The 12031-nt window shown below is 46.1% G+C and carries 11 protein-coding genes; 6 read left to right on the forward strand and 5 right to left on the reverse strand.

The window, feature by feature from the left end; genetic code table 11:
• Positions 1–161: 161 nt before the first annotated feature.
• From MARGE09_RS08285 to MARGE09_RS08295, 3 genes are all read right to left on the reverse strand, one after another.
• A complete protein-coding gene (locus MARGE09_RS08285) occupies positions 162–887 on the reverse strand; it encodes an RloB family protein (RefSeq protein ID WP_236986863.1) in 726 nt (241 codons plus the stop codon).
• A complete protein-coding gene (locus MARGE09_RS08290) occupies positions 887–1999 on the reverse strand; it encodes an AAA family ATPase (RefSeq protein ID WP_236986864.1) in 1113 nt (370 codons plus the stop codon). The genes MARGE09_RS08285 and MARGE09_RS08290 overlap by 1 nt, the downstream gene beginning before the upstream one ends.
• 284 nt (positions 2000–2283) lie before the next feature.
• Positions 2284–3858 carry a vWA domain-containing protein gene (locus MARGE09_RS08295; protein WP_236986865.1) on the reverse strand — a complete coding sequence of 525 codons (1575 nt, stop codon included), beginning with the start codon at positions 3856–3858 and terminating at the stop codon, positions 2284–2286.
• A 104-nt stretch (positions 3859–3962) separates the two neighbouring features.
• On the opposite strand from MARGE09_RS08295, the gene MARGE09_RS08300 reads away from it, so the two are divergent.
• The 3 genes from MARGE09_RS08300 to MARGE09_RS08310 all read left to right on the forward strand — a co-directional run bounded on the left by MARGE09_RS08300 (position 3963) and on the right by MARGE09_RS08310 (position 8305).
• On the forward strand, positions 3963–4919 hold the full coding sequence (locus MARGE09_RS08300; RefSeq protein WP_236986866.1) for a MipA/OmpV family protein: 957 nt from the start codon (positions 3963–3965) through the stop codon (positions 4917–4919).
• A gap of 91 nt (positions 4920–5010) precedes the next feature.
• Entirely contained in the window at positions 5011–5685 is a 675-nt protein-coding gene (locus tag MARGE09_RS21625) for a MaoC family dehydratase (protein WP_275068746.1), read from the forward strand.
• 316 nt (positions 5686–6001) lie between these two features.
• Positions 6002–8305, forward strand: a complete 2304-nt coding sequence (locus MARGE09_RS08310; protein ID WP_236986867.1) for a patatin-like phospholipase family protein — start codon at positions 6002–6004, stop codon at positions 8303–8305.
• Here the strand turns inward: MARGE09_RS08310 and MARGE09_RS08315 are convergent.
• On the reverse strand, positions 8302–9507 hold the full coding sequence (locus MARGE09_RS08315) for a cation:proton antiporter (RefSeq protein WP_236986868.1): 1206 nt from the start codon (positions 9505–9507) through the stop codon (positions 8302–8304). The two genes, MARGE09_RS08310 and MARGE09_RS08315, sit on opposite strands and share 4 nt — an antisense overlap.
• A 3-nt stretch (positions 9508–9510) precedes the next feature.
• Positions 9511–10176 carry an alpha/beta fold hydrolase gene (locus tag MARGE09_RS08320; RefSeq protein ID WP_236986869.1) on the reverse strand — a complete coding sequence of 222 codons (666 nt, stop codon included), beginning with the start codon at positions 10174–10176 and terminating at the stop codon, positions 9511–9513.
• A 297-nt stretch (positions 10177–10473) separates the two neighbouring features.
• Here MARGE09_RS08320 and MARGE09_RS08325 point away from each other — a divergent pair, with 297 nt between their 5' ends.
• From MARGE09_RS08325 to MARGE09_RS08335, 3 genes are read left to right on the forward strand one after another with little or no spacing between them, the layout of a single operon-like run.
• Positions 10474–11325, forward strand: coding sequence for an urease accessory protein UreD (locus MARGE09_RS08325; protein WP_236986870.1), 852 nt, complete (start codon positions 10474–10476; stop codon positions 11323–11325).
• 58 nt (positions 11326–11383) lie between these two features.
• Positions 11384–11686 (forward strand): urease subunit gamma, encoded by a 303-nt coding sequence (gene ureA / locus MARGE09_RS08330; protein ID WP_236986871.1) that lies wholly within the window; start codon positions 11384–11386, stop codon positions 11684–11686.
• 23 nt (positions 11687–11709) lie between these two features.
• Entirely contained in the window at positions 11710–12018 is a 309-nt protein-coding gene (locus MARGE09_RS08335; protein WP_236986872.1) for an urease subunit beta, read from the forward strand.
• The last annotated feature ends 13 nt before the right edge of the window (positions 12019–12031 follow it).

Here is a 12031-nt window from a genome sequence, read left to right on the forward strand (position 1 = left end):
GTTTTTTTAGGCGGGCGTGAAACGCTAATAATGCCCCCGAAGACTGAAACCAGCTGCGGTACACCTTAAATACACCTGTGAGAGGCTCTCGGCGACTTCTTGCCGCTAAGGGTTGTATCCGGTTTTACCCTATCGCTTTATTGGGGGGGGCTTTTTCATTATTATTTAAAAAAAATTATTTTACGGCCAAAATAATCGCCTAAAAATATTGGGAATGCACTTAGTATTGCAACCTCGCCATTGGGTAAGTGCTGGTCAAGCTGAGACTGTGCGATAGCATGTTGGTCAATAACCGGGGCTTGGCTTATGGTTCCAGAGATTAAATAATTGGCTTTTTGCAAGTTGGCCATAATCAAGGTTTGCCAAACAGCTTTATCTATTTTTCTGGCGTCTTGATAAATACTATTTCCACGTTGCGCAGAAAGTCCTTTATAGATTTTACCTCTGCAATCTTCCAGGCTAACCGTACGGGTTAAGTATTCGGTGCTATCGTCAATATCTCTTAAGGCTTCAATCATGGGGTAGCTGATAAACAGTTTTCCATGCTCGGTCTCATTATCAAAATGTGCGAGCATGTCTAAAAGCTTTTGGCTGTCATAGTGGTCGTCGTGTGGCTCCATATCAAAAAACAGATAAATCTGACTAATTTGATCGCGCCGCAGTTTGCCTAGTGATTCTCTGTTTTTGGCTAAGGGGTTCAGCTCTTTGATGAGTTCATAAGGGTTTAAGTCGTCATCTGCTTTAAGTTGCTTATACAGCTCGTATATGTCGTTTTGGAAAGTCACTAGAATACGGCTTTGCTCACCGCTGAAAAAAGATCGCTCTAGACTTTCAAAATATAATTTTTCACGCCCTTCACCTTCAAAAACAAATAGTGTGCGCTCCATTAGCTGGATAAGCCTTTATAAATTTTTTCTAGGTTGTGAGCTTTTCGCAGCTCTTTGCCAGTTAAGGCAGTGATGGGTTGGATGTGTTTGTCTAGTACAAAATAGCAGTCTGGCCGTAATAGGTCGTTGCTCATTACACCCGTATTATGAGTGGTCATAATTGTTTGGCATTTGGCGTGGGCAACTTTATCAACAATTGTCGATGCAAGAGCGTGATGATAAAAAGCATCAAACTCGTCAATATAGGCAAAGGTAATAGCATTGTTTTGAAAGCGCAGCCACCAAAAATAAAAAATACCCAGTGAAAGCGTACCCGTAGAAGCGGCTAAACCAAACTCTAGCTTTGCATCGCCAAAGTCAAAATAGATGCCTTTATCACCTTTGTTTGTCGTGTCGACCGTTAAAGTGCATTCGACCCCCGATTGGTTTAAGAATTGCTCAAAGTCTTTAACTGAATCATTATCGATAATGCTTTGCGATAAGCGATCGACGCCGATATTATTCCCCACATATTCCCCGGTTGTTGTGGAGTTTAGAGTGCGGAAAAAAACCATGCCTTCGATAAAAACAAGTAACTGAGCTAGCCGCTGATTGGTTAGGTTGTCATCCAAAATGGCATTACTACGCACGTATTTAAGAAGAGAAATTTCGGAGGTGCCTACATCGGTTTTAAGCGATTGTGCTCCCTGCAAGTTGATATTTGCGCGAGTGGAGTTACGGCGATCTATCTCTAAAACGGTATCCCCAGCAATACTTAGCTGTTCGTAAACCAGTTGTTGGCGTGACTTTTTGCCATAGCGGTAAATAATATCCGCGCCATTGATGCGAAATTCAAAAGCAAATTCAGCCATTCCCACGGCAGGGCTGCCATTAAGGTAGTTAGTATCTAAATTGCTAAAGTACTTAGGGGAGTCGATAAGGTGCAGTATAGGATCGACCATGGCTAAACCTAGATTGGACTTGCCGCTGCCATTGGGGCCGTAGATCATCCCATGTAAAACCCCGCCATCTTTGACGGCGTTCTCATTAAACTCATATTGCTGGCTAGATAGGTCAAACGTTAGCCAATCGGCGAAGTTGCGGAAGTTTTTTACGGAAAATTTATGCAGCATTACGCGTAGCCTCGGTAAATCGTGGTGCTAGCATAGCAGAAGTCGCTGTTCCCGTAAAAAAATTACGGCGCTGTGTTTGTTTACATGATATGTGGCGTTATCGATTCCTTACGAATCATTTTTATCGCGTGTCAGATGCGTCAAGGGGCTGTGTAGACTTTGATGGTTTACTGCGGTTGATGGGGCTGTGCACCAATTGCTTTCAATAGGGCGATATTAAAAACCACAGGCTAGCACGGTTCTGCATGTATGCGATGCATGAACCATGCTTACGCGTTAGCTGCCTAGTTCGCTAAACAAAAATCCTTAACGCCTTGTTTGTATTTTTCGAAGGTATAGGTGCGGATATCTTGTTCGTACAAACTGCTACTCATCACTTCGGTACAGGTTACTTGCCCTGCAACTAGTTGTGCGAGGGTGGTGACCGTGACTGCCGATTTAATTTCGTCTTCACCTACTGCGCGTAGTTGCTCCAAGGTTTTGGTAATGGTGAGTTGCTGGTCTTCACCTTGGGCATCGGTAAAGCTTATGCCTAGCGAAATTTCTAGTTCGGGGCTTAAAAATCCTGCGCCTTCAAAAAGTTCTAAAAAGAATTGCTCTGAGTTATACGAAAAGTTAATGCTACTGACTTCGCCAGCATCGGTAGAAATATCTTCGGCGGCCGAATAAAACTGATTTAATGCTTGAGGGTAGGTCAGCTGGAATTTCACATTTTTAACGGCTGGTGATAAAAAACGCATAAAGTTATCGGCGAAAATGCGTTGGGCATCGTTGGGGGTGATCATTGCGGTGTATGTGCCTTTGCCGATATCGGTTAGCTCATTTAAAAAGCGGTCGTCAAAGCCTTCGCCTATACCAATACCCGAAAAGTGAATGCCTTCGGCGTCGTTAATTACCGTGCTTTGTGCAATTACGGCTGGGTCCACTTCGCCGGTGTTGGCATTGGCGTCGGTTAAAATGATGACGCGGTTAGATTTTTCGGGGTCGAACAAGGCGTTTGCTGCACTATAAGCTTCGTCAATGCCGCGATCTAAATTGGTACTGCCGGTGGCTTTAAGGCTGGCAATGGCATTAAAAAAGCTGTTGTCATCGTCTTGGTACACCCAGCGGTCAATCACTGTTTTTGCGCTACGTTCAAAGGTTACTAAGCTGAGTATGTCGCCTTCTTTTAGTTGTGTAAGTAGGCGAAATAGGCCTTCTTTAACGACATCTAGGCGTGTGTAAATCTCGCCGTGGGCGGCGTCTGAATATGGCATTGTCATTGAGCCTGAAATATCAACCAATAATGTAAGTGCAACATTGTCGCGTTCTGCATGGGTAAGTGTAGGCCCCGTGAGGTTTATGCCTAGCGCGTACACAGACCCATTTACCGAGCGGCCAACGGGTATCTCGCCGGTGGAGGCTTTGTACAACCCCATGGAAACATTAAACGGTGCAGCCATGGTCAAATCAAAATGGTCAAAGCTTTCTGCGTTTAAGTACTCATACGGCCGGCCCCAGCTACGCTGCGGGGCCTTGCCATCGGCCAGTGCTGCAAAGGTTAAATCACGCGATGCGGTGCTGCCCGATTCATCATAACTAAAGAAAAACGACGTGGTCGCTGCCGGCAAGGCTGAGCTGTTTTCGCTGGGGTCTGGCGCGGTTTCACCGACTTCGGGTAAAGGCCTAAGCCCTGGGTGAGTATCCGAAGGGTTTACGGCTTGCGGGTCTTTTGCATCACCGCCCCCACTGCCGCAGGCGACTAAGGTAAACGGTAGGGTAGCCAGCAGCAGCGCAAGGGCACAATGTTTTAACAAGGGCTGTTGTAGCTGGGGGCGTTGTAACCGGGGTTGTTTAAGCGGGTGTTTTGAGGTGAACATGATATTGCTCCTTGTTTATTTCTCAAAAGACGGTAGCTATGGCGCAAACCGCACCGTAAAATTCAGCCCGCCACTTTTTTGTGATTGAGTTGGCGGTTGTGGCGGTGTTTATTCGTCAAAAATTATTCCAAGGGACATTGCCATTGAAAGGTTTTATTACGTTGGCTTTACTGCTGGTAGCTGTAATGGCGCGGCTGAAGATTGTAGCGCGATTAGTGGTTTTGGCGCCTATATTGTTGTTGTCAATAGGGTTAAGTGTGAGCAGTTTGGTATATGCCGAGGCGAATCCCCCCTCATCGCCAAATGCGTTAACAGCCACTACCGGTAAGCCGCGCTGGGAACTTGGCTTTGGTATTGGCGGCCAAGCGTTACCGGATTATCGCGGTTCTAACCAAACGCATATCAAGGCGCTGCCTTTGCCTTTGATTCTTTACACTGGGCGCTATATAAAAATTAATCGCGACGGCGCCCGCGGGGAGTTATTCGAAAATAGCCGTATACAATTTAACTTATCGGCAGATGCCGCACTAAGTGGCGATGGCGAAGACAATACTGCAAGAGCAGGTATGCCAGAGCTCGATTCGGCTTTTGAAGCTGGGCCATCGCTGAATATTCGTTTAAGTGGCCCAAGCTTTAACGACGGCTGGGCCTTGCGTTTCCCTGCTCGAGTGGTTGTTACCTTGGGGGGCGAGGGCGTTCGCCAGCGCGGCTATGTGTTTAACCCCCGCTTAGTGTGGCGCAAGCCCGTGATTTTTGGCGGTTGGAACCTGGGTGTTTCGCTAGGTGCTTTATGGGGGAGCGACAAATACCACAGCTATTACTACGCCGTTGCGCCCGAATATGCCACGCAAGCGCGGCCGGTATACGAGGCACGAGCGGGCTATTCAGGTAGTTACAGTAAAATCTCTTTACGCCGCCGTTGGTCGAGTGGCTGGTTATTAGGTGTGTATTTGCGTTACGATAACCTTTCTGGCGCTACCTTTGAACACAGTCCCCTTGTGCGAACTGAGCACTACGGTGCCATTGGTTTTGGTTTGGGTAAAACATTATGGGCGTTATAACTTGGGTTTACCCATCTTAAAGGGGATTAGCAACGGATGGTGTAAAGGTGGTTAGTGGTATTTTTATTTATTCATTGGGACGGAATCATCTATGAGTGTTGTTGAGTTTTTAAAAGAAAAAGAGCGGGTATTGCGCGAGCAATTTAAAACGGTTGAGTTTAAATCTCGTTTTGAGCCGCAGTTGCGCAACTTGTCTGAAAAATTTAGCCTCACACTTAGTAACACCCTCAACAACCCTTGGGTCGGTAAGATAAACCCGTTTTTTGAGCGTGAGCCAGAGCTGCCACAAACGATTAGCCCAGAAGCGCGAAGCTTCTATGATAAGTGGTATCAAAAGTTAGATGAAGAAACCTTCATGGGTGACTGGCACTGTATTGGTCAAGAGTGCATTAATAGCTTTGCAGAGGTTACCGATGATCATCAATGGATTCATACTGACCCCGAGCGCGCCGCGAAAGAATCCCCTTTTGGGTGCACCATTGCCCACGGCTTTTTAACGTTGGCGCTATTGCCTAAATTAACCGACTCGGTCAACCCTGAAAACAACCCCTACCCTGAAGCGCGTATGTTGGTGAACTATGGCTTGAACCGTGTACGCTTCCCTTACCCTGTAAAAGCGGGGTCTCGTGTACGTGCGCGCACAAAATTAATTGATTTAATCCCATCCAAACGCAGCGTGGATGTCGTTAATGAAATTAGTGTAGAAATAGACGGCAGCCGCCGCTTAGCTTGCGTTGCTGAAACGGTTTTACGGGTTTATTTTTAAGGCTATGCGTAATTAGTGTGAAGTAAACGGCGCTTCAAAAACTTGCATGCAACCCAAGGTAGGGCCCTTTGATGCCTAGCTGTAGAGATGTTTCGTCTTGTGAGTTAGTAAGGGTTAAATCAATATCCATTCGGCGAAAGCCAGCGCTAACATCCCACTGTACTTGCTTGCGGGCTAGCAACAATACAATCACACATAAAAAGGCCGGCAAGCAGATTATTTTCTGGCCGGTTTTAAATAAATGCGATCACCAACGACGCAGGTATGATCGTTGGTGTGTGAGCTAAAAACGCCGTTTAAAATTTGTGACCCTTCCATGAAAAATCGCTTGGTCTTTGCGGCCTTACCTTTGTTGCTGATTATTTCTATTGCATTTAACGTGGCGGTAGCTGATCAACGTTATGCCAAATCATCGCCCAGCGTAGACGATGGCCCGTGTTCTGAGGTGGACAATAGACCGTGTGTGGCATTAGTTTTGGGGGGCGGTGGCGCAAAGGGCGGCGCCCATATTGGCGTTATTCAAGCGTTAGAAGAACGGCACATTCCTGTTGATTTAGTTGTGGGGACAAGTATTGGCGCTTTTGTGGGAGGCTTGTATGCGAGTGGCAAAGACTCAGCCGCTATTGCGCAGCTATTTCAGCAAGCCGACTGGAATTCTGGGTACCGAGATAATTTAACACGCAGCGATATTCCAATGCGGCGTAAACGGCAGCTAGATGAATTTCAAATACACGTCGATTTGGGACTGACGCGCAAGGGAGTGAGCATACCCAAAGGGTTTATTCAGGGGCAAAGTATGAAGACGTTGCTTGATAGTATGTTGGGAACTTACCCTAATTTTACTAGCTTTGATCAATTGCCTATTCCTTTTAGAGCCGTGGCTGCAGATGCCGAAACCGGTGAAGAAATTGTTTTATCTTATGGTGATCTAGCTACGGCGATGCAGGCTTCTATGTCATTGCCTGGAATCGTGCGTCCAATTGTACACGAAGGGCGAATACTGGTAGATGGCGGTATCGCAAATAATGTACCTATTAGCGTGGCTAAAAATTTAGGCGCTGATATCGTTATTGCGGTAGATATTGGTGCTTCAGCTAACAGTAAAGACGAGCTTAACTCTGGTGTTGCAATTTTATTGCAGCTCACTAAATTCCTAACTGGCCGAAACGTAGCCGAGCAAAAAGCCTTATTAACTTCCTCCGATATATTAATTATTCCAGAGTTAGGCGATATTGGCTTGTTGAGCTTTGACCGAGTGTTGGAGGCCGTAGATAAAGGCTACCAACAAACATTAACTGAATTAAATCAAAGAAGTTTGGCGATTATTGCGCCGGGGCTTAATGACGGGGACGTAACACCATTGCCATCGCAGCCTGGCGCAACAACGACACAAAACCTGCCATTTGACGACGAAATACTGATAAGCGCCATTAACCTTAGCAATAATACACGGCTCAATGACGATTATATTTTACACCGTATGGGCGTGGCGGTAGGGGAAAATATGGCAGTGGACGAAATTAATACCGGTATTAATAGGCTGTATGGTCAAGGTACTATTGCACGTATTACCACCTCTTGGGATGATCTGGAAGGTGATAGTGCTTTAAATATCAGGGTTGATGAAAAAGAGTGGGGGCCGGGTTATCTCGATTTTAAGTTTAACTTTGAAGACGATTTTAGCTCGTTCAGTGAGTACCAATTGGGCGCATCGTACCGCTTAACCAATTTATCGCAATATGGCGCTGAGTGGGTAAGCTCATTTGAGGTGGGCACTGAAAAAGTCATTAATACCGAGCTGTATTGGCCGATCAAAAAAACCGGTTTCTTTTGGGATGTATTTGGGGAATACGAAAGAACGGTATTTGAATATAAAGATGCTGGGCGTGCCTTGGGAACAGTGCAAGCGAGAGATTCTACTGTTTCGGCGGGCATTGGTTGGAATACTTGGGATAAATTTGAGGTGACGCTTAGCGCTTTATATCGCCGAGGCGTTTTTGATGTGCCCGATTATTTGGATGAATATGCCACGGTAAAAGATATTCATGTCGATCAGCGCGGCGGAATATTAGAAGTTAATTTTGATAGTTTGGATAACGCTAGTTTTCCTTCTAGGGGTTGGAATTTAAAAGCCATATTGTCTCGCACCCGAGATGAAGTGTTGAACTTATCCAACTACTCCAATTTTATTGATGCCCAATACAATGGCGTTTTGTCGTATCAGCGGCATAGTATTAGAGGCCTGTTGCGTTACCAAAGCACCTTGAATCACGATGCCTTATCGCTGTTAGGCAGCGCGAGCCTCGGAGGTTTTTTGAACTTATCGGGTAACCCATCTAATTTTATATCGGGGCAGCACGTACGTTTTGCCAGCGGCGTGTATACCTATCAGCTGGCTGAAAACGATTTTGGTGCGATTGATTTTCCCTTGTATTTGGGGTTCTCTGTAGAAGCTGGTAATGCTTGGTATGCTAAATCGAACGTAGATTATTCTGATTTAATTCACAGTAGCAGCTTGTTTTTAGGGTGGGATACCCCTATAGGTCCAGCGTATTTAGCCTACGGTAGATCGGATACCGGTGGTAAAAGTTTGTATGTTTTCCTAGGGGTAACCTTTTAGTCTGCCGGCGTTTTAGGTGCGCCTTGTTTAAAGCGCTTAGACCAAGGAAAAGCAGTTATCCCATGTAGTATCACACTTAACATAATGGCAATGGTGGCTGTATTAATAATGGTTTCACTGTACGTTATGTCGCTTTGCATTAACATAATAATAAAGACAATGCTGGCTAGCCCGCGTGGCCCAAACCAGCCGACGAAAAGTTTTTTCTCGGTTGATAGCTGGCTGCCAGTAAGGCTAATAAATACCGGTAGCATGCGAATAACAGTTAAGCTTAGTGCGGCATAAAACAGCTGCTGCCATGTGATATCTTTAATGATGTTCATCATCAGCGTGCCAAAGAGTAACCATGTTAATAACGAGAAAATTTCCCCGTTAATTTCTGATTCTTCGAACTCGTCATTGTAGGCACCATGCAGCTTGTCGCCAAACAACAGTCCGCCACAAAAAGCTGCAATAAAACCACTGCCGCCTATGTATTGAGCTAAGCCAAAAGTCATTACCGCAAGGGATATGGTTGGCACAATAATCCAGCGCTTAGAAATCCAATGAGCTTTTACCGCGTGCCGGCACAAAATCCAGCCGGCGGCTGCAGCACAGACTCCGGTGAGAATGCCGATGCCGATCTCTTTAACAAGTGTGGTTAATAAAAACTGACCTAAGGATTGCTCGGCCGCTTGGCCTTGCGCTAAAGCTAAAAAAACCAATAAAAAAGGCACGCATATGCCATCGTTAAGACCGCTTTCGGCATTAAGCCCTCGGCGTATTTCTTGTGGTACGGCTTTGTTTTTTATGACCGCTAAACCCAAGGCGGCATCGGTCGGAGCAAGAATAATACTGAGCAGTGCAGCATGCACCCACGTGAATTCGGGGAATATGGCAGCAGCTAACACTGCCCCAAGTATTATGGTTAATGGCAACCCTATAAGCAATGTGCGGGTGGGTACAAGCGGGTGCTTTTCCAAAGGTTTTAAACCTATGCTTGCGGCGTCGTTAAACAATACAACAGCGAGCGTGAGCTCGGCCAATATTTTAATGGTATCAATATTGGCGCTAAACGAAAAAACGCCCAGCATATTAGGGCCAAAAAAATAGCCAATAGCCATAAAAATCAAAGGCCCACTGACCCACGAACGCTCGATTAAGCCTGCTATACAGCCAAAAATTACAGTGCAACCAGCAATTAATGCTATGTCTAAATACATGTGTTATTTCGCAGTGGTTGTTTTATTGTGGGCGAAATGGCCGTTAGCCAAGAAGTGCTTTACTTGGATAATAACCTCATTGTTTTTCATCATAAATGGGTGGGTTGTGTGAATAATGATATGGTCTTCCATGCCATTTAGTTTGGTGCGTTCCACGGCAACTTTGCCGTCGTCGGCAGCTGGAATTATTGCCGATAAAATAAAATTGATGGTGCGATCACCGGCAATAATGCCAACCTCGGCATCGACTTGCCCAAGCGCTAACGGAAGGCTGTTGGCCTGAGTGCCCAGCTGTTGGCCGGCAGGGCCATTTAACCATTCAAAACCTGGCCAATCACCTAGCGCATCGATGACTTCACTCCCTTGATTGGGTGGCCCTAGCATGACAATTCGGCCCAGTTGTTCTATTGGGTGCTGGGTTAAATAGTGGCGCACTAATATGCCACCCATAGAATGCGTAACAAAATTTACCGTATTGCCCTCGCATTTCTCGAGCGCTGGCGCAATGGCGATAGCCGATAGCGCCTCTACTGTGTGTTCTCTTGAGGGGTAGTCAACATTGATGACAGTGTAATTTTGCGCAAGGGCGGCTTCCATTTTGGCCATAGAGTTGCTGCTGCGTGCTAAACCGTGCAAAAGAATGACACACTGCGCGTGAGCTGTGCTCATAACCCCAGCAGAGAATAGAAGTGCAAGTATGCTAGCTTTGTATTTGTGCATATCGGGTTGCTGCTTGCTAGGTATTTATGTGGGTGGCTTAAAGATAATCTAGCGGGAAAGATATGGCCAGCGACAAGAGCAGTTTAACTATATGTTAGTGTCCAATAGTGGTGCGCGATGGTTTGTAAAAATCAATATTGCGCCATATTGGTGCTGTTTGGGCGCAGCAAAGCCTTATAGCATCGGAGTTTATGGCTGGTACAAATCTTGACTAACAAGGGCTTAACTTTTGCAAACCGGACTTTTATGACAGCGCAACATTTACCGATTACTCGCTGCTGGCAGGCTAGTTTAGCCTTGGAATTCGCACTTAGGGGCGATACCACACGCATAGTGGGCAACAGCCATTTCGGCCCCTTGCGCGTACTAAAGCCCTTTTACCCCGAGCCTACATGTTGCCATACCTATTTAATCCACCCACCAGGGGGGCTTGTATTAGGGGATGAGTTACAGATTGAGGCGAAGGTACAAAGTGGTGCACACGCTTTAATTACAACGCCATCGGCTGGTAAAGTTTACGGTGTGGATAACGCCACAGAAAAACAACAGCAAATGGTTAAGTTAGCTGTTGCAGAGCAAGCCTGCTTGGAATGGCTACCGCAGGAAACGATAGTATTTGGCGGCGCGAATACATTATTGCAAACGCAAGCGCACCTGAATGGTGACAGCGCCAAGCTGGCGTTGTGGGATATTGTATGCTTTGGCCGCCCAGCGAATGATTTAACCTTTGATACTGGCCAGTGTATTCAATCCATCCACATTTACCGCAATGGTATCCCTTTGTTAATCGAGCGCAACGTTGTTGATGGTGGTAGCGCGCTGCAAAAAGGGCATTGGGGGTTAGATGGCGCTAATAGTATGGGTACTTTTGTGTTAACGGTTACCACCGTGCGAGAGCAACGCGAACAGTGGATTAGCAAATTGCAGCAACGCTTTAATGGCCGCTGGGGGATAACGCAAAAAGGTGAGCTATGCATTGTGCGTTATTTAGGGGATTCGGCCTGTGAATGTCGCTTGGGTTTCGAATTTTTATGGCATGGGTTACGCGCAGAGTTAAATGGCAAAGCGGCGGTTTCGCCACGTATTTGGGCGACTTAATCATTAATATATTATTGCGCACATTAATTTTACACATTTAAAAAACTAGAGGCCTCCGATGGAGCTTACGCCACGAGAAAAAGATAAATTATTGCTATTTAGTGCAGCCCAGTTAGCCGAGCGACGCAAGGCGAGGGGGTTAAAGCTAAATTACCCAGAAGCGGTTGCGTTAATCAGTTTCGAAATAATGGAAGGCGCCCGCGACGGTAAAACGGTTGCGCAATTAATGGCTTTTGGGCGGACTTTATTAACCGTAGACGATGTTATGGAAGGTGTAGAACATATGGTGCACGAGGTGCAAGTCGAAGCAACTTTCCCTGATGGTACAAAACTTGTCACCGTCCATAACCCTATTGTGTAGCGCCACCTGCGCGGAGCGAATAAATGATTCCTGGTGAATATCAAATTGCCGACGGGGAAATCCCGTTAAATGAAGGCCGTGATGTAATTACATTGTCGGTTGCAAATACTGGCGACCGCCCTGTACAGGTGGGTAGCCATTACCACTTCTTTGAGGCTAACCCTGCATTGATTTTTGACCGAGAAAAAGCAAAGGGTTATCGCTTAAATATTGCTGCAGGTACTGCTGTGCGATTTGAGCCGGGCCAAGACCGAAGCATCGAGCTAGTCGCTTTAGCGGGGCGCCGTAAAGTGTATGGCTTTCGTGGCGATATTATGGGGGACTTATCATGAGTGATAAAAAAAC

It is taken from the genome of Marinagarivorans cellulosilyticus, from assembly GCF_021655555.1.
Taxonomy (GTDB): Bacteria; Pseudomonadota; Gammaproteobacteria; order Pseudomonadales; family Cellvibrionaceae; genus Marinagarivorans; species Marinagarivorans cellulosilyticus.